The 17,089-nt window shown below is 62.6% G+C and carries 19 protein-coding genes; all 19 read right to left on the bottom strand.

Annotated elements, in window-relative coordinates:
- Positions 1–85: 85 nt before the first annotated feature.
- Positions 86–877, bottom strand: coding sequence for an amidohydrolase (locus tag EGJ22_RS19260; RefSeq protein ID WP_009682026.1), 792 nt, complete (start codon positions 875–877; stop codon positions 86–88).
- Positions 865–2,013, bottom strand: coding sequence for a pyridoxal phosphate-dependent aminotransferase (locus EGJ22_RS19255; RefSeq protein ID WP_125920350.1), 1,149 nt, complete (start codon positions 2,011–2,013; stop codon positions 865–867). The genes EGJ22_RS19260 and EGJ22_RS19255 overlap by 13 nt, the downstream gene beginning before the upstream one ends.
- A 153-nt stretch (positions 2,014–2,166) precedes the next feature.
- A complete protein-coding gene (der, locus tag EGJ22_RS19250) occupies positions 2,167–3,630 on the bottom strand; it encodes a ribosome biogenesis GTPase Der (protein ID WP_009682028.1) in 1,464 nt (487 codons plus the stop codon).
- A gap of 116 nt (positions 3,631–3,746) precedes the next feature.
- The gene (bamB, locus tag EGJ22_RS19245; protein WP_009682029.1) at positions 3,747–4,889 is read right to left on the bottom strand and encodes an outer membrane protein assembly factor BamB; all 1,143 of its coding nucleotides are present in this window, start codon (positions 4,887–4,889) and stop codon (positions 3,747–3,749) included.
- The gene (locus EGJ22_RS19240; protein ID WP_009682030.1) at positions 4,890–5,531 is read right to left on the bottom strand and encodes a tetratricopeptide repeat protein; all 642 of its coding nucleotides are present in this window, start codon (positions 5,529–5,531) and stop codon (positions 4,890–4,892) included. It lies immediately after the preceding gene.
- 38 nt (positions 5,532–5,569) lie between these two features.
- On the bottom strand, positions 5,570–6,859 hold the full coding sequence (gene hisS, locus EGJ22_RS19235) for a histidine--tRNA ligase (protein ID WP_125920349.1): 1,290 nt from the start codon (positions 6,857–6,859) through the stop codon (positions 5,570–5,572).
- 25 nt (positions 6,860–6,884) lie between these two features.
- Entirely contained in the window at positions 6,885–7,994 is a 1,110-nt protein-coding gene (gene ispG / locus EGJ22_RS19230) for a flavodoxin-dependent (E)-4-hydroxy-3-methylbut-2-enyl-diphosphate synthase (protein ID WP_009682032.1), read from the bottom strand.
- 3 nt (positions 7,995–7,997) lie between these two features.
- Positions 7,998–9,002: a RodZ family helix-turn-helix domain-containing protein gene (locus EGJ22_RS19225; RefSeq protein ID WP_009682033.1), complete on the bottom strand. Its 1,005-nt coding sequence runs from the start codon at positions 9,000–9,002 to the stop codon at positions 7,998–8,000.
- Complete coding sequence (pilW, locus tag EGJ22_RS19220; RefSeq protein WP_009682034.1) at positions 8,999–9,760, bottom strand: type IV pilus biogenesis/stability protein PilW; 762 nt, start codon at positions 9,758–9,760, stop codon at positions 8,999–9,001. Before pilW ends, EGJ22_RS19225 begins: the two co-directional genes overlap by 4 nt.
- 14 nt (positions 9,761–9,774) lie before the next feature.
- Positions 9,775–10,920, bottom strand: coding sequence for a 23S rRNA (adenine(2503)-C(2))-methyltransferase RlmN (gene rlmN / locus EGJ22_RS19215; protein WP_009682035.1), 1,146 nt, complete (start codon positions 10,918–10,920; stop codon positions 9,775–9,777).
- 28 nt (positions 10,921–10,948) lie between these two features.
- Positions 10,949–11,374 (bottom strand): nucleoside-diphosphate kinase, encoded by a 426-nt coding sequence (gene ndk / locus EGJ22_RS19210; protein WP_009682036.1) that lies wholly within the window; start codon positions 11,372–11,374, stop codon positions 10,949–10,951.
- An 88-nt stretch (positions 11,375–11,462) separates the two neighbouring features.
- Positions 11,463–11,663, bottom strand: coding sequence for a Fe-S cluster assembly protein IscX (iscX, locus tag EGJ22_RS19205; protein WP_009682037.1), 201 nt, complete (start codon positions 11,661–11,663; stop codon positions 11,463–11,465).
- Between the two features lie 10 nt (positions 11,664–11,673).
- Positions 11,674–12,015 (bottom strand): ISC system 2Fe-2S type ferredoxin, encoded by a 342-nt coding sequence (gene fdx / locus EGJ22_RS19200; protein WP_023533300.1) that lies wholly within the window; start codon positions 12,013–12,015, stop codon positions 11,674–11,676.
- Between the two features lie 3 nt (positions 12,016–12,018).
- Complete coding sequence (hscA, locus tag EGJ22_RS19195; RefSeq protein ID WP_009682040.1) at positions 12,019–13,881, bottom strand: Fe-S protein assembly chaperone HscA; 1,863 nt, start codon at positions 13,879–13,881, stop codon at positions 12,019–12,021.
- Positions 13,882–13,923: 42 nt separating this feature from the next.
- On the bottom strand, positions 13,924–14,445 hold the full coding sequence (gene hscB, locus EGJ22_RS19190) for a co-chaperone HscB (RefSeq protein WP_009682041.1): 522 nt from the start codon (positions 14,443–14,445) through the stop codon (positions 13,924–13,926).
- A gap of 8 nt (positions 14,446–14,453) precedes the next feature.
- Entirely contained in the window at positions 14,454–14,777 is a 324-nt protein-coding gene (iscA, locus tag EGJ22_RS19185) for an iron-sulfur cluster assembly protein IscA (protein ID WP_003248536.1), read from the bottom strand.
- A 28-nt stretch (positions 14,778–14,805) separates the two neighbouring features.
- Positions 14,806–15,192 carry a Fe-S cluster assembly scaffold IscU gene (iscU, locus tag EGJ22_RS19180; protein ID WP_003248539.1) on the bottom strand — a complete coding sequence of 129 codons (387 nt, stop codon included), beginning with the start codon at positions 15,190–15,192 and terminating at the stop codon, positions 14,806–14,808.
- Positions 15,193–15,238: 46 nt separating this feature from the next.
- Positions 15,239–16,453, bottom strand: coding sequence for an IscS subfamily cysteine desulfurase (locus tag EGJ22_RS19175; RefSeq protein ID WP_009682042.1), 1,215 nt, complete (start codon positions 16,451–16,453; stop codon positions 15,239–15,241).
- 45 nt (positions 16,454–16,498) lie between these two features.
- Complete coding sequence (gene iscR, locus EGJ22_RS19170) at positions 16,499–16,990, bottom strand: Fe-S cluster assembly transcriptional regulator IscR (RefSeq protein ID WP_008092572.1); 492 nt, start codon at positions 16,988–16,990, stop codon at positions 16,499–16,501.
- Positions 16,991–17,089: the final 99 nt, after the last annotated feature.

Genomic DNA, 17,089 nt, shown 5'->3' with positions numbered 1-17,089 from the left:
AGCGAGCGCAGCTCGCGATTGCGCCGCGCGGGCGGCGCTCGATCTCACAGGCGCTGAAGATGCTCCGGCTACCCTTGTCTTGCAATCAATGCAGCTCGAAGGTATCGGCATCCAGGTTGGCTGGGAACTTGGTGCGGTACGCCGCCAGTTCCGCCGCACTCAGCACCACGGTAAACACCCCGTCCGCCTCGCCGGCACTCAGCAGGCTCTCACCCTGGAAGTCCAGCACCTGGCTGTCACCTGAATAGGCAAAGCCCTTGCCGTCCGTACCCACCCGGTTCACCGCTGCCACATAGCACAGGTTCTCGATGCCCCGCGCCGGCAACAGGCGGTTCCAGTGCTGGCGGCGAGCGGCCGGCCAGTTGGCGGTGTACAGCAGCAGGTCGGTATCCTGGGCGTCGCGGCTCCATACCGGGAAGCGCAGGTCGTAGCAGATCAGCGGGCGAATCCGCCAGCCCTTGAGCTCGAACTGCACCTGGCGCTCGCCCGGGGTGTAATGCTTGTGCTCGCCCGCCATGCGGAACAGATGGCGCTTGTCGTAGTGCAGAATCTCGCCATCCGGGCGCGCCCACAGCAGCCGGTTGCGGTGGCTGCCATCGGCCGCCTGCACGATCACGCTTCCGGTAATCACCGCGTTGTGTTTTTTCGCCTGCGCCTTGAGCCATTTGTAGGTGGGGCCATTCTCAGGCTCGCACAGGCTTTCCGATTGCATGGAGAACCCCGTGGTGAACATCTCTGGCAGGATCACCAGGTCCACTTCACCGGCCTGCTCAAGCAGTACCTCGAAGTGCGCGTAATTGGCCTCGCGGTCATGCCAGGCAAGGGTAGTCTGCACCAGGGCGATTTTCAGGTTCGGCAATGTGCTCAGATCGCGCATAGTTTTTCCGCTGCCTGGCGCAGCGTCTCCTCTCGTTTGGCAAAGCACAGGCGCACCAGGCGTTGCTCGGGGATGGGTTGCTGGTAGAACACCGACACCGGAATGGTCGCCACGCCGTGCTCACGGGTCAGCCACAGCGCCATGTCGACATCATTCAGGTCCGGGCGTATGTGCGAATAATCCACCAGCTGGAAATAAGTGCCCGCCGTGCGGGTAAAGCGCAATCGCGAACCCTCCAGCAAGCCGCAGAACAGGTCGCGCTTGGCCTGGTAAAAGGCCGGTAACTCATCGATGTGCTCCGGGTGCTCGGCCATGAAGTCGGCCAACGCGCACTGCAGCGGGGTGACGCCGCAAAAGTTGACGTACTGGTGCACCTTTCGCAGTTCGGCGCTCAGCGCCGGCGGGGCGATCACGTAACCGGTCTTCCAGCCGGTGACGTGGTAGGTCTTGCCGAACGAACTGACCACGAAGGCGCGCGGGTACAGCTGCGCATGGGCCAGCACGCTGGCGTGGCGTACCCCATCGTAGACCAGGTGCTCGTAGACCTCGTCGCTGACCAGGTAAATATCCCGGTCGGCGATCAGCTGCGCCAACTGGTCGAGGTCTTCGCGGGTGATCAGGGCGCCGCTGGGATTGTGCGGTGAATTGAGGATGACCATGCGCGTGCGCGGGCTCAGGGCATCGCTGAACTTCTGCCAGTCGATACGGAAGTCGCCATCGCTCAATTGCACATGCACGCAACGGCCACCGGCCAGTTCCAACGAAGGCTCGTAGCTGTCGTAGCACGGATCGAAGACGATCACCTCGTCACCGGCATGCACCACCGCCTGGATGGCGCAGAAGATCGCCTCGGTAGCGCCGGGGGTGATGGTCACTTCCTGGTCAGCATCCACCTTTGCCCCGTACAAGCGCTCCACCTTGGCCGCCACTTGCTGGCGCAGCGCCGGCAGGCCGGTCATCGGCGAGTACTGGTTATGCCCGGCGGCCACATGCCGGCCTACTGCATCGAGCAGTGCCTGTGGGCCATTGAAATCGGGAAACCCCTGCGACAGGTTCAACGCGCCAGTTTGCACGGCGAGCTGGGACATGGTGGTGAAGATGGTCGTGCCGACATTCGGCAGTTTGCTGCGGATCATGGAGCCCTCTTTCCTGGGGACTGAGAGCTATAAGCTACAAGTTTCAAGCTACAAGCTACAAGCTACAAGCTACAAGCTACAAGCTACAAGCTACAAGATAAAGCAGCGAGAAACGCGGTCTGCTTTAACTTGCAGCTTGCAGCTTGCAGCTGGTCAACGCTTGTCGCGGCGCTTCTTCTCGGCCTTCTTGTGGTGCGACATCAGCCGGCGCTTCTTGTTGACCTGGCGGTCTGTGAGGGTGTTCTTCTTGCCCTCGTACGGGTTCTCACCGCCCTTGTATTCGATGCGGATCGGCGTGCCGACCAGCTTCAGCACACGGCGGTAGGTGTTTTCCAGGTAGCGCGAGTACGACTTGGGAATCTTCTCGGTCTGGTTGCCGTGGATCACGATCAGCGGCGGGTTGGCCCCGCCCAGGTGGGCATAGCGCAGCTTGATGCGACGACCGTTGACCAGCGGCGGCTGGTGCTCGCTCACCGCATCTTCGAGGATTTGCGTCAGGCGGCTGGTCGGCCAGCGGGTGACCGCCGACTTGAAGGCAGCCTGCACCGACTTGTACAGGTTGCCCACGCCAGTACCATGCAAGGCGGAAATGAAGTGGATGTCGGCGAAGTCGACGAAGAACAGCCGGCGCTCCAGCTCGGTCTTGACGTAGTCACGCTCGCCCGGCTGCATGCCGTCCCACTTGTTCAGGGCAATGACGATCGCGCGCCCGGCTTCCAGGGCAAAGCCCAGCAGATTCAAGTCGTGGTCGACCACACCTTCGCGGGCGTCCATGACGAAGATCACCACGTTGGCGTCCTTGATCGCCTGCAGCGTCTTCACCACCGAGAACTTTTCGACTTCCTCGTGGATCTTGCCACGCTTGCGCACGCCGGCAGTGTCGATGAACGTGTACTTCTCGCCATCGCGCTCGAACGGAATATAGATACTGTCGCGGGTGGTGCCCGGCTGGTCGTACACCACCACACGCTCTTCACCGAGCATGCGGTTGACCAGGGTCGACTTGCCGACGTTCGGGCGGCCGATGATGGCGATCTTGATGCCATCCTTTTCGCTCGGGCCCGGAATGCGCACCGCCTCTTCGCCTTCGGCGACGTCGGCGTCCAGAGCTTCCTCGACCTGGTCGCGCGGCAGGTGGCCGAGAACGGCTTCCATCAGCGCGTTGATACCGCGGCCCTGGGAACCGGCTACCGGAATGGCGTTGCCCATGCCCAGCGGCGAGAACTCGGCGCGAGCCACGTCGGCGTCGATGTTGTCGATTTTGTTGGCGACCAGAATCGCCTCTTTGTTGCGCTTGCGCAGGTGCTCGGCAATCATCTGGTCGGCGGCGGTCATGCCGGCGCGCGCATCGACCAGGAACAGGACGTAGTCGGCCTCTTCAATGGCCATGAGCGACTGCTCGGCCATTTTCTCGTCCATGCCCACTTCGTCACCGGTGATACCGCCGGTGTCGATCAGGATGAAGGAACGACCCTGCCAGCTGGCATCACCATACTGGCGGTCACGGGTCAGGCCCGACAGGTCACCGACGATGGCATCGCGGGTCTTGGTCAGGCGGTTGAACATGGTGGATTTGCCGACGTTCGGGCGGCCCACCAGGGCAATTACGGGAACCATCGGCTCTCCACTCTCGAATTCTTGAAAATGCAAAGGCCGCTGCAAGGCAGCGGCCGGAGTACGGGCGGCGCTTCCTGCGCCGCGGCTTGAAGCCCGCCAAGGCTTCAAGCATAGCTTCAGCGGATGGTCAGTGCCTCGAGCTTGCCGCTGTTGCCGAAGACATAGATGGTGTCACCGACCACAAGTGGGCGGGCGCGCAGGCCATCGCTGTCGATACGCTCACGGCCCACGAAGCGACCATCGACCTGGCTCAGCAGGTGCAGGTAACCTTCGAAGTCGCCCACGGCCACGTAGCTGGAATACACTTCCGGCGCAGAGAGCTGGCGACGGGCCATGCTGTCGTTGGACCACAGGGCGCTGGAAGTGCGCTCGTCGACACTTTCGACAGTGCCTGAAGCTTCGCTGACGTAAACGTTACCGAAGCCCTGGGCGACACCCACGTAGCTGGAGGCATCACGCTGCCACAGCACACGGCCGCTTTCCAGGTCCAGGCCCGCTACGCGGCCCTGGTAAGTGCTGACATACAGGGTTTGACCAGACAGCAGCAGGCCGCCATCGATGTCGACCACGCGCTCCAGCTCGGAACGGCCCTGGGGAATGGCCACGCGGCTTTCCCACACCGGCACGCCGTTGTTGATATCCACCGCCACCACCTTGCCGGTCGACAGGCCGGCAATGGCCAGGCGGTTGGTGACGATCGGCGCACCGGTGCCACGCAGGGTCAGTACGGCCGGAGTGTTTTCGTAGATCCAGCGACGGTCGCCGGTAGCGGCGTCCAGGCCGATCAGGCGGTCGTCCTGGGTCTGCACCACGACCACGTCACCGTTGTTGGCAGGCGGGGCCAGCACTTCGCTGGTCACGCGGGAGCGCCAGCGCTCTTCACCGGTGCTGGAATCCAGGGCAATGACTTCACCCTTGAGGGTGCCGAGCATGACCAGGCCGTAACCCACGCCCACTGCGCCGGAAACCGGCAGCTCCAGGTCCTTGTTCCAGACCACGTCGCCGGTGATGCGATCGAGGGCATAGACGTCACCGTGAACGTCGGAGGCGTAGATGCGGTCGTTCTCGATGGCCGGTACCAGGGTGTTGTAGGTTTCACCCTGGCCGTCACCGATCGAACGGCTCCACTGCTTCTTCAGCACCACTTCCTCGGTGAACTTGGTCAGCTCGGCCGGGGGCAGTTCCTTCTTGCTGTTGCTGCTGCAACCTGCGGCCAGTACGGCCAGGGTCAGCACTGCTGCATGTTTCCAACCGATCACTTACGCGTCCCCTTTAGCCAGGTCATCCAGCTTCAATTGCAGGCCACCGACTGCGGCGTCATCGGACAACGCAGCCTTGGCTTTCTCGTAAGCGCTGTGCGCGTCGCTGGCGCGACCCAGTTGCACCAGCAGGTCACCCTTCAACTCTTCACGGCTGGCCAGGAACGCCTTGTCGGCATCACCGTCAAGCAGCTTCAGGGCATCTTCGGCCTTGTTCTGGGCAGCCAGCACGCGCGCCAGGCGCTGGCGCGAAATTTCGCCCAGGGTGGCATCGGCAGGCTTGTCCAGCACACCTTTGAGCTCGGCGGCGGCGTCGTCGAGCTTGCCGCTCTCGACCGCGACCTTGGCCACGAACAGGCTACCGTACTGGGCATAGGCCGTGCCGCCAAACTCGCTCTTGAGCTTGCCGGCCAGTTCCGCGACCTTGGTGGCGTCGGGCTGACCGCTTGGCGTCAGGCTGGTTTCGAGCAGGGCCTGGTACAACTGCGAGGCCCCTTGCGACTGGTTGTTCTGGTACTTGTGCCAGGTATTCCAGCCCAGCACCACCACACCTGCCAGCAATGCGCCGGTCAGCAGCGGCTTGCCATTGCGGTTCCACCAGTCCTTGACCCCTGCCAGGTCATCATCATCAGTACTCGACACCCCAATACTCCTTTTCGCCTATTCGTTGTTGAACCGCGTTACGCCTGCGCGATCGCGGTTTCCAGGTGCTCGGCAAGAGCATCCCAGGCAATGTTCTGTTGCTCGCCCTGGCCACGCAGTGGCTTCAAGCCGATGACTTGCTTGGCCAGTTCGTCGTCACCGAGGATCAGGGCGAACAGCGCACCGCTTTTATCGGCTTTCTTGAACTGGCTCTTGAAACTGCCGCCGCCGGCGTTGACGGCCAGGCGCAAGCCCGGCAAACGGTCGCGCAAACCTTCGGAAAGGCGCAGCCCGGCCAGCTCGGCCTGCTCGCCAAGGGCACACAGGTAGACGTCGACAGTACGGCTGATGGACTCCGGCACCTTGCCCAGGGTTTCCAGCAGCAGGATCAGACGCTCGATACCCATGGCGAAACCAACGCCGGTGGTCGGTTTTCCGCCCATCTGCTCGACCAGGCCGTCGTAGCGGCCACCGGCACACACGGTGCCCTGGGCGCCGAGCTTGTCGGTCACCCACTCGAACACGGTCTTGCTGTAGTAGTCCAGGCCACGCACCAGCTTGGTGTTGATCACGAACGGAATGCCGGCGGCCTCCAGGCGAGCCTTGAGGCCCTCGAAGTGCACGCGTGAAGGTTCGTCCAGATAGTCTTCCAGCTTTGGCGCCCCAACCAGCACCGCCTGGGTGTTCTGGTCCTTGCTGTCGAGGATGCGCAGCGGGTTGCTTTTCAGGCGGCGCTGGCTGTCTTCATCCAGCTGCTCCAGGCGTGCGGACAGGAACTCGACCAGCGCATCACGGTAGCGGGCGCGGGCCTCGCTGGTGCCGAGGCTGTTGAGTTCGAGCTTGACCGCGTCCTGAATGCCCAACAGGCCCCACAGGCGCCAGGTCAGCATGATCAGCTCGGCGTCGATGTCCGGGCCGTCGAGGTTGAACACTTCCACGCCAATCTGGTGGAACTGGCGGTAACGGCCCTTCTGCGGGCGTTCGTGGCGGAACATCTGGCCGATGTACCACAGTTTCTGCACCTGGCCGTTACCGGTGATGCCGTGCTCGAGCACGGCACGCACGCAGGCGGCGGTGCCTTCAGGGCGCAAGGTCAGCGAGTCGCCGTTGCGGTCCTCGAAGGTGTACATCTCTTTTTCGACGATATCGGTCACTTCGCCGATCGAGCGCTTGAACAGCTCGGTGAACTCGACGATCGGCGTGCGGATCTGGCTGTACCCGTAGGTGTCCAGCAGGCCGGCGACAGTGCCTTCGAAGTAGCGCCACAGCGGCGACTGTTCTGGCAGGATGTCGTTCATGCCACGGATGGCTTGCAGCGATTTGCTCACGAAAAGTCCTTACGAATTCTGTGTGTCAGCCACGGACGATCAGCGCCGCGTCGGCTTCGGCCTTTTCGGCCGCTTTCTGGCGGATGAGTTTTTCCAGCTCATCGACCAGGTTGTCGTTGGTGAGTTTCTGCGCCGGCTTGCCGTCGATATAGATCAGGTTCGGCGTGCCGCCAGTCAGGCCGACATGGGCTTCCTTGGCTTCACCCGGGCCGTTGACCACGCAACCGATCACTGCCACGTCCAGCGGTACCAGCAGGTCTTCCAGGCGCCCTTCCAGCTCGTTCATGGTCTTGACCACATCGAAGTTCTGCCGCGAGCAGCTCGGGCAGGCGATGAAGTTGATGCCGCGCGAGCGCAGGTGCAGCGACTTGAGGATGTCGTAGCCGACCTTCACTTCTTCGACCGGGTCGGCGGCCAGCGAGATGCGAATGGTATCGCCAATGCCTTCGGCCAGCAGCATACCGAGGCCGACGGCGGATTTCACCGTGCCTGAACGCAGGCCACCGGCTTCGGTGATGCCCAGGTGCAGCGGCTGCACGATCTGCCTGGCCAACAGGCGGTAGGCCTCCACGGCCATGAACACGTCGGAGGCCTTGACGCTGACCTTGAAGTCCTGGAAGTCCAGGCGGTCGAGGTGCTCGACATGGCGCAGGGCCGACTCGACCAGCGCGGCCGGGGTAGGCTCGCCGTACTTCTTCTGCAGGTCTTTTTCCAGCGAACCGGCGTTGACACCGATGCGGATCGGGATGCCGCGGTCGCGGGCCGCGTCCACCACTGCGCGCACACGGTCTTCGCGGCCGATGTTGCCCGGGTTGATACGCAGGCAATCGACGCCCAGCTCGGCCACCCGCAGGGCGATCTTGTAGTCGAAGTGGATATCGGCTACCAGCGGCACGCTCACCTGTTGCTTGATCTTGCCGAAGGCTTCGGCAGCGTCCATGTCTGGCACCGATACCCGCACGATGTCCACGCCGGCATCGACCAGGCGCTGGATTTGCGCCACGGTGGCGGCCACATCATTGGTGTCGGTGTTGGTCATGCTCTGCACCGCGATGGGGGCATCACCACCCACCGGCACATTGCCGACCCAGATTTTGCGGGATTCGCGACGTTTGATCGGAGATTCGCCGTGCATGACTTACTGTCCCAACTTCAGGCGAGCAGTCTCGCCACTGGTGAACGGGGCAACATCGACGGCCTGGCCGTTGTAGCTGACCTGGGCGCCCCGGGCGAAGCCCAGGCGTACCGCGAACGGCGGCTTGCCGGTCAGTTCGAGGTTGTCCCCTTTGCGCTTGATGGCGCTGAACAGCACCTTGCCGTTGCCGTCGGAAACCTGGGTCCAGCAATCGGCGGTGAACTGAATGGCGACCTTGCCGCTACCGGCCGGCACTGGCGCAGGCTCACTGGCTGCGGCCGGCGCGGCCGTAACGGGAGCTACAGGCGCCGCTGTGGCCGCCGGGGTGCTGGCGGCTGCCTGCACGGGCGCCTGCTGGGCAGTTGCCGCCCCAGCGGCTGGCTCTGTGGCTGTACCGGCCGCCGGCTGCTCGCCAGCTGCAGCGGGTTGTTCGCCCGTGCCCTGCGCCAACGGCAGCGGTGCAGTCTCAGCCTGCTGGCCGGCGGTAACGGCCTGGTCTTCAGGCTCATCGAGCGGGTGGATCTGGGTGGTGCCGTCGGCGCTTTCGACTTCGACATGCTCCAGGGCCATCTTGGCCAGGTCCTTGCCGCGCAGGCTGCCCTGGTCCTGCCACCAGACGAAACCGCCACCGACCACGGCGAGCAGCAACAGCAGGCTGACGCCGCGCAGGATGTTGTGCGACAGGCGCGTCGGCTCTTCGATGCGGCCCAGCGAATGCACGTCGCTGCCCTTGGCATGGGTACCGGTGTAGCGGTCGAATGCATCGACCAGCGCAGCCTGGTCCAGGTCCAGCAGCTTGGCGTAGGCACGTATGTAGCCACGGGCAAACGTATGCCCGGGCAGCTTGTCGAAGGCACCGGTTTCCACGTGGTTCAGCGAACTGACAGTGAGGTTTAGCTTGCGGGCCACCTCGGCTTGCGACCAGTCCCGTTTCTCACGGGCCAGGCGCAAAAGCTCACCGGGGTTCTGGCCAGGCGCTACTGCTACTTCGGGATGCGCGGCGTTCATCGTTGCTCCGACAGGTATTGCTGATATTCCGGCGTACCGGGATAAAGTCGTTGTAATTGCTGGCCCGTTTCGGCCAGTGCGCCCTGCTCGTCGAACACCCTGGCAAGGCGGCTGCCCAGCAGCAGGCTACGGGCATCGTGCGCGCTCAGCTCGCTGAAACGATCGTAGTAGTCCCGGGCCGGCACATAATGCCTGTTTTCGTAGGACAACTCAGCCATTTCCAGCAACGCCCTGGGTTGCCGCTGGTTGAGCTGCAATGCTTTCACCAGATATGCCTGTGCCTGGTCGCGGCGTTCGAGCCTCAAGGCAGTCAGGCCAAGGTTCTCGTATACGCGCGAGCGCTCAGGATACAGGGTATCGGCACTGGCCAGGCGAAACATCTGCTCGGCCTCGGCAAATCGCCCCTGAGCATAAAGGAAACTGCCGTAGTTGTTGCGAATTCGCGTATTGCCGCCGCTGCTTTGCAGGGCCTTGCGAAAGTGTGTTTCGGCCAGTGCCGGCTCACCTTCGGCCTGGAACACCAGCGCCAGGGCCGCGTGCGCATCGGCATCGCTGCTGTCCAAGGCCAGGGCCTTGCCCAGTGGCGCCTTGGCCTGTTCGGTCAAACCCTGTTGCAAATAACCCAGCCCAAGCTGCACGTAGGCACGCCCCGCTTCGGCCCTGCTCTGGCGGCTGCCCAGCGGGTCGCTCGCGCCGCCCGACACGCAGCCGGCCAGCAGCGAAAGCGCAAGGATCGACAGCGCGGCGCGCAGGCTCATGGGCATGGTCCCGGTCAGTGGCTGGCGGCGCTGTCTTGCAGCTCGACATCCGCAGACAGTTGGCGCACAGCAATATAGCGCTCACTGCGGCGCGTGCGGTCGTTGACCTGCCCCACCAACTGACCGCAGGCAGCGTCGATGTCGTCGCCACGGGTAGTACGGGTGGTCACGTTGAAACCACCGTGGTGCAGCAGGTCCTGGAAACGACGAATGGCATTGTTGCTAGGCCGCTCATAGCCCGAATGCGGGAACGGGTTGAACGGGATCAGGTTGATCTTGCACGGCACGTCGCGCAGCAGCTCGATCATTTGCGCGGCATGCTCTGGCTGGTCGTTGACGTCCTTGAGCAGGGTGTACTCGATGGTCAGCACGCGCTTGCCACCCAGGGTGGCCATGTAGCCCATGCACGATTCCAGCAGCATTTTCAGCGGGTACTTCTTGTTGATCGGCACCAGCTTGTTGCGCAGCTCGTCGTTAGGGGCGTGCAGCGACAGTGCCAGCGACACGTCGATGTGCTTGGCCAGTTCGTCGATCATTGGCACCACGCCCGAGGTGGACAAGGTGACGCGACGCTTGGAAATGCCGTAGCCCAGGTCATCCATCATGATTTTCATGGCGGCGATGACGTTGTCGAAGTTCAGCAGAGGCTCGCCCATGCCCATCATCACCACGTTGGTAATGGCGCGGTCGATTTTGGCAGGGACGGTCCCGAAGGATTTGTTGGCAAGCCACACCTGGCCGATCACTTCGGCGGCGGTGAGGTTGCTGTTGAAGCCTTGCTTGCCGGTGGAGCAGAAGCTGCAGTCCAGGGCACAGCCGGCTTGCGACGATACGCACAGGGTGCCGCGGTCGTCGGTAGGAATGTAGACGGTTTCGACGCAGCTGCCGGAGGCAACGCGGATCACCCACTTGCGGGTGCCGTCGGCGGAAATGTCTTCACTGACCACTTCCGGGGGGCGAATCTCGGCAACGGCCTCGAGCTTCTCGCGCAAGGCCTTGCCAACGTTGGTCATGGCCGCAAAATCGGACACGCCAAAATGGTGAATCCATTTCATCACCTGGCCGGCGCGGAAGCGCTTCTCCCCGATAGAGTCGAAGAATTGTTCCATTTCCGGCTGGGTCAGGCCCAACAGGTTGATTTTGCCAGTAGATGTCGTCATGGATTCACCCTCACCCGTAAGCTTTCGCTTAGCGAGTGGTTACCTCGGTAGCAGCGAAGAAGTAAGCGATTTCGCGAGCAGCAGCAGCTTCGGAGTCCGAACCGTGAACGGCGTTGGCGTCGATGGACTCGGCGAAGTCGGCGCGGATGGTGCCAGGAGCAGCTTCTTTAGGGTTGGTAGCGCCCATCAGCTCACGGTTCTTGGCGATGGCGTTTTCACCTTCCAGGACCTGAACAACAACCGGACCGGAAGTCATGAAGGCAACCAGGTCACCGAAGAAGCCGCGCTCGCTGTGCTCAGCGTAGAAGCCTTCGGCTTCGGCTTTGGACAGTTGCTTGATTTTCGAGGCAACGATTTTCAGGCCGGCTTCTTCGAAACGGGTGGTGATCTTGCCGATGACGTTTTTGGCAACGGCGTCAGGCTTGATGATCGAGAAAGTACGTTGAACAGCCATGGAAAACTCCAGAATATGAGTGTTACGAAAAATTAAACCCGCGAATTATACGCGGGTTCGAGGGGATTGCCTAACCTGCACGCTACGCTTAGTCGGCTTCGTCAATCCAGGCGGCCTGAATTGCCTCAAGCACTTTCTCACCGCCGCGTGACGGATCGTCGCTGAACTCTGGCAATGCCAGCACCCAGCGGTGCAGGTCGACGAAATTCACATATTTAGGATCGACTTCCGGCTTGCTTTCTGCAAGCTGGATGGCGATTTCAAGTACATCAACCCATTTCAGACTCATGTACAGGCCCTCAGTGCGGTGCTTCGGCAGCGTGGTTCAGCGAATACTTGGGGATCTCGATGGTCAGGTCCTGGTCGGCGACCACCACCTGGCAACCCAGGCGCGACTGCGCCTCCAGGCCCCAGGCCTTGTCCAGCATGTCCTCTTCCAGCTCGTCGGCTTCTTCGAGCGAATCGAAACCTTTGCGAACAATACAGTGGCAGGTGGTGCAAGCCTTTACCCCGCCACAGGCGCTTTCCATCTCGATGTGATGGTCGTGGGCCAGCTCCAGGATGTTGGTCCCGGCTGGCACATCCACGGTCAGGCCTTCAGGGCAGAACTTCTCATGCGGCAGGAAGGTTACCAGCGGCATCGATTACTCCTCGATCTCATTCAGGTTGCGCCCGGCCAGTGCGGCTTTGACCGTCGAATCAAGGCGACGGGCGGCAAATGCGTCGGTCACCTGCGACAGACGCTTGGTCTGTTGCTCGATGGCTGCGCCATCGGTGCCCGCCAGCAAATCACGTAGTTCTTGCATCTGGAACTCGATGGCGTCGCGCTCGTCACTGCTGAGCAAGCGTTCGCCATCGGCGTCCAGGGCGCCCTGTACCGCTTCGAGCAGGCGCTCGGCGTCCACTTGGTGCTCGCGCAACTGGCGGGCATGCTTGTCGGAACCGGCGTGTTCGAACGAGTCCTTGAGCATGCGGGCGATTTCGCCGTCGGTCAGGCCGTAGGACGGCTTGACCTGGATGCTGGCTTCCACGCCCGAACCCAGCTCGCGCGCGGCAACGCTGAGCAGGCCGTCGGCATCCACCTGGAAAGTGACGCGGATTTTTGCCGAGCCGGCGACCATGGCCGGAATGCCACGCAGCTCGAAACGCGCCAGCGAGCGGCAGTCGCTGATCAGCTCACGCTCGCCTTGCAGCACGTGGATCATCATGGCCGTCTGGCCGTCTTTGTAAGTAGTGAACTCCTGGGCACGCGCCACCGGAATGGTGGTGTTGCGCGGGATCACCTTCTCCATCAGCCCGCCCATGGTTTCGAGGCCAAGCGACAGCGGAATGACATCGAGCAGCAGCAGTTCGCCACCTTCGCGGCGGTTGCCGGCCAGGGTGTCGGCCTGAATCGCGGCGCCGATGGCCACCACCTGGTCCGGGTCGATCGAGGTCAGCGGCGTACGGCCAAACAGCGCACCCACCGCATCGCGCACACGCGGCACGCGGGTGGAGCCACCGACCATGACCACGGCGCTGACTTCGTCCATTTCAACGCCGCTGTCGCGCACCGCGCGGCGGCAAGCCTTGAGGCTGCGGGCGATCATCGGCTCGATCATGGCGTCGAAGGCAACACGGCTCAGCTCACCTTGCCAGGCACCATGGCTGACAGTGACCACGTCGGCGTCAGTCAGGGCCTCTTTGGCAGCGCAGGCAGTCTGCAGCAGTGCGCGCTGGGTGGCCGGGTCCAGGTCGGAGGAAAGACCGGCCTGCTCGATGATCCAGCCGGCGATGGCATGGTCGAAATCGTCGCCGCCAAGGGCGGTATCGCCGCCGGTGGCCAGCACTTCGAACACACCGGCAGTCAGGCGCAGGATGGAAATGTCAAAGGTACCGCCGCCCAGGTCATAGATGGCCACCACGCCTTCGGCGTTCTGGTCCAGGCCGTAGGCCACGGCAGCGGCGGTCGGCTCATTGAGCAGGCGCAGCACGTTCAGGCCTGCCAGGCGTGCAGCGTCTTTGGTCGCCTGGCGCTGAGCGTCGTCGAAATAGGCTGGCACGGTGATCACCGCGCCTACCAGCTCGCCACCCAGGGTCGCTTCGGCCCGCTCACGCAGCACCTTGAGGATGTCGGCGGACACTTCCACCGGGCTTTTCGGGCCCTGCACGGTATCGATGAACGGCATGTGCGACTCACCGCCAACAAAGCGGTAAGGCAGTTGCTCGCCCAACTGCTTGACGTCGGCAACGCCGCGCCCCATCAGGCGCTTGACCGACAGCACGGTGTTCAGCGGGTCGCTGGAAGCGGCCTCACGCGCGGCCTGCCCCACCTCGATACGCCCGTCGAGGTAGCGTACCGCGGACGGCAGAATGACGTTACCCTGCACATCGGGCAGGGGCTCGCTGCGGCCGCTGCGCAATGCGGCGACCATGGAGTTGGTGGTACCCAGGTCAATGCCGACCGCCAGGCGACGCTGGTGCGGTTGAGGGGTTTGACCGGGTTCGGCAATCTGCAGTAGGGCCATGCTTATCTGAGTACCTTAGGTGCCATCACGGGCGACACCGGGTTAATCGTCGAGGCGCTCTTCCAGTTGGCGCACTTCTTGGGCGAGCTTGTCGAGGAACTGCATGCGGCGCATCAGGCGCTCAGCCTTGTCGCGCTCGGAGGGAACATCCCAGCAGGCAGCGAAATCCTCGTTCAGCGAGTCCTGGGCGGCCTTCAAGCGCTTCTTGAATGCCGCTACGCCGTCCAGGTCGGCTTCGTCCTGCAGCTCTTCCAGCTCTTCGCGCCACTGCATCTGCTGCAACAGAAAGTCCGGGTCGTGGACCGTGACTTCCTGGGGCACTTCGTGACCGCTGATGGCCAGCAGATAGCGGGCACGACGCGGCGCACTGCGCAGCGTCTGGTAGGCGTCGTTGAGGGCTGCGGACTTTTCCAGCGCGACCCGCTGCTCCCGCTCGGAGGCGTCGGCAAAACGGTCGGGATGGACTTCGCGGGCCAGCTCGCGGTAGCGAGTGGCCAGCTTGTCGAGATCCAGGCGGAAGCTTGGCTGGAGGTCAAACAATGCGTAGTGACAAGGAGTACCCACAGCCGACCTCAAACGTTGAAGCTTTCGCCGCAGCCACACTCACCGCGCACGTTGGGGTTGTTGAACTTGAAGCCTTCGTTCAACCCTTCCTTGACGAAGTCCAGCTCGGTACCGTCGAGGTACACCAGGCTCTTGGGATCGATGATCACCTTGACGCCGTGGTTTTCGAACACCTGGTCTTCGTCGGCCAGTTCGTCAACGAACTCCAGCACGTAGGCCAGGCCCGAGCAACCGGTGGTGCGCACGCCCAGGCGAATGCCCTCACCTTTGCCGCGCCCATCGAGGGAGCGGCGAATGTGGTTGGCGGCGGCTTCTGTCATGCTGATAGCCATCAGGACTCCTTACCTCGCAACAGGCGGCTTAGATCAAGCCTTTCTTCTGCTTGTAATCGCGCACAGCTGCCTTGATGGCATCTTCGGCGAGTACCGAGCAGTGGATCTTGACCGGCGGCAACGCCAGTTCTTCTGCCAGCTGGGTGTTCTTGATGGTTTCGGCTTCGTCCAGGGTCTTGCCCTTCATCCACTCGGTAGCGAGGGAGCTGGAAGCGATGGCCGAGCCGCAACCGTAGGTCTTGAACTTGGCGTCTTCGATCACGCCCTGTTCGTTGACCTTGATTTGCAGACGCATCACGTCGCCACACGCAGGGGCGCCGACCATGCCGGTACCGACATCCGGGTCTTCGGCATTCATCTTGCCGACGTTGCGTGGGTTTTCGTAGTGGTCGATGACCTTTTCACTGTATGCCATGGTGCAATTCCTTCCTCATCAGGGAGCCGCTCTTGCCGGCGACTGCTTAGTGGGCGGCCCACTCGATCTTGGAGATGTCAACGCCGTCTTTGTACATATCCCACAGCGGCGACAGTTCACGCAGTTTGTTGACGGCCTCGCAGACTTTCTGCGCGGCGTAGTCGACTTCTTCTTCGGTGGTGAAGCGGCCGAAGGAGAAGCGGATCGAGCTGTGCGCCAGCTCGTCGTTGCGGCCCAGAGCGCGCAGTACGTACGACGGCTCGAGCGATGCGGAGGTGCACGCCGAACCGGACGATACGGCGATGTCCTTCAGCGACATCAGCAGCGATTCGCCTTCGACGTAGTTGAAGCTCAGGTTCAGGTTGTGCGGTACGCGGGCAGTCTGGCTACCGTTGACGTACAGCTCTTCAAGGCTGGAGACCTGCTTGAAGAAGCGGTCGCTCAGGGCCTTGATGCGTACGTTTTCGGCGGCCATTTCCTGCTTGGCGATGGCGAATGCTTCGCCCATGCCGACGATCTGGTGGGTCGGCAGGGTGCCCGAACGCATGCCGCGCTCATGACCACCACCGTGGATGATGGCTTCCAGACGCACACGCGGCTTGCGGCTGACGTACAGCGCGCCGATGCCTTTCGGGCCGTAGGCTTTGTGCGCCGAGAACGACATCAGGTCGACCTTCAGCTTCTGCACGTCGATTTCCACCTTGCCGGCCGACTGGGCGGCATCGACATGGAACAGCACGCCACGCGCACGGGTCAGCTCACCGATGGCGGCGATGTCGTTGATCGAGCCGACTTCGTTGTTCACGTGCATCAGCGACACCAGAATAGTGTCGTCACGCAGCACGGCCTCGACCATGGCCGGGGTGACGATACCGTCTTCGCCTGGCTCCAGGTAGGTGACTTCGAAACCTTCACGCTCCAGCTGGCGAGCGGTATCCAGTACCGCCTTGTGCTCAATCTTGGAGGTGATGATGTGCTTGCCCTTGGTCTGATAGAAGTGCGCCACGCCTTTGAGGGCGAGGTTGTCGGACTCGGTGGCACCGCTGGTCCAGACGATCTCGCGCGGGTCGGCGTTGATCAGCTCGGCAACCTGGCGACGGCCGTTCTCGACCGCTTCTTCGGCCTTCCAGCCGAACACGTGGGAGCGCGAAGCCGGGTTACCGAAGTTCCCGTCAACCAGCAGGCATTCGGCCATTTTCTGGGCGACGCGTGGGTCAACCGGCGTGGTCGCGGAGTAATCGAGGTAGATCGGCAACTTCATTTGTCTCTCCTATCAGGCGGTGGCGTCGCTCGTCGTGGCTAAGGGTCAATCGACGGCAGACGTCTCAATCTTGTCCAGCTGGGCGGTTCGGCCTGCGACACGACGCAAGTCCTGGCGCTGGGCGACTTCCTGCACCTCACGGCGCATGACAAGGTCGGCCAGGCTGATGCCGCTGAGGAATTCATGGATCTGCTGGCTGAGGTCGCACCACAGGTGGTGGGTCAGGCAGGTATCACCGGCATGGCAGTCCCCGAGGCCCTGGCAACGGGTGGCATCGACCGATTCGTTGACCGCGTCGATGACCTGTGCCACCTGGATGGTTTCCATACCGCGCGACAGCTGATAGCCGCCACCTGGGCCGCGCACACTGGAAACCAGGCTGCTACGGCGCAGCTTGGCGAACAGCTGCTCCAGATAAGAGAGGGAAATGCCCTGGCGCTCGGAAATATCGGCCAAAGACACCGGCCCATGCTGCGCGTGCAACGCCAGGTCGAGCATGGCAGTCACGGCGTATCGGCCTTTGGTAGTCAGTCGCATGGCTATTGGGTACCACGGGAGTTTCGGGATGTGTGCAAGTATGCGATTCCCGAGCATTTAAGTCAACTATTAGACCTACTGCTTTAGTCGGGTTTGCAT

It is taken from the genome of Pseudomonas sp. p99-361 (assembly GCF_003935475.1).
GTDB classification, from domain to species: domain Bacteria; phylum Pseudomonadota; class Gammaproteobacteria; order Pseudomonadales; family Pseudomonadaceae; genus Aquipseudomonas; species Aquipseudomonas juntendi.
The sequence above is the reverse complement of the archived record's forward strand: the minus strand, read 5'-3'. Positions and strand labels throughout refer to the sequence as shown.

Coding starts and splice junctions, on each gene's coding strand:
- iscU (WP_003248539.1), bottom strand. CDS start 15,192: ATGGCATACAGTGAAAAGGTCATCGACCACTACGAAAACCCACGCAAC.
- EGJ22_RS19260 (WP_009682026.1), bottom strand. CDS start 877: ATGCGCGATCTGAGCACATTGCCGAACCTGAAAATCGCCCTGGTGCAG.
- iscR (WP_008092572.1), bottom strand. CDS start 16,990: ATGCGACTGACTACCAAAGGCCGATACGCCGTGACTGCCATGCTCGAC.
- ispG (WP_009682032.1), bottom strand. CDS start 7,994: ATGCACGGCGAATCTCCGATCAAACGTCGCGAATCCCGCAAAATCTGG.
- hscA (WP_009682040.1), bottom strand. CDS start 13,881: ATGGCCCTACTGCAGATTGCCGAACCCGGTCAAACCCCTCAACCGCAC.
- rlmN (WP_009682035.1), bottom strand. CDS start 10,920: ATGACGACATCTACTGGCAAAATCAACCTGTTGGGCCTGACCCAGCCG.
- EGJ22_RS19175 (WP_009682042.1), bottom strand. CDS start 16,453: ATGAAGTTGCCGATCTACCTCGATTACTCCGCGACCACGCCGGTTGAC.
- EGJ22_RS19255 (WP_125920350.1), bottom strand. CDS start 2,013: ATGATCCGCAGCAAACTGCCGAATGTCGGCACGACCATCTTCACCACC.
- pilW (WP_009682034.1), bottom strand. CDS start 9,760: ATGAGCCTGCGCGCCGCGCTGTCGATCCTTGCGCTTTCGCTGCTGGCC.
- der (WP_009682028.1), bottom strand. CDS start 3,630: ATGGTTCCCGTAATTGCCCTGGTGGGCCGCCCGAACGTCGGCAAATCC.
- iscA (WP_003248536.1), bottom strand. CDS start 14,777: ATGGCTATCAGCATGACAGAAGCCGCCGCCAACCACATTCGCCGCTCC.
- EGJ22_RS19225 (WP_009682033.1), bottom strand. CDS start 9,002: ATGAACGCCGCGCATCCCGAAGTAGCAGTAGCGCCTGGCCAGAACCCC.
- iscX (WP_009682037.1), bottom strand. CDS start 11,663: ATGAGTCTGAAATGGGTTGATGTACTTGAAATCGCCATCCAGCTTGCA.
- fdx (WP_023533300.1), bottom strand. CDS start 12,015: ATGCCGCTGGTAACCTTCCTGCCGCATGAGAAGTTCTGCCCTGAAGGC.
- ndk (WP_009682036.1), bottom strand. CDS start 11,374: ATGGCTGTTCAACGTACTTTCTCGATCATCAAGCCTGACGCCGTTGCC.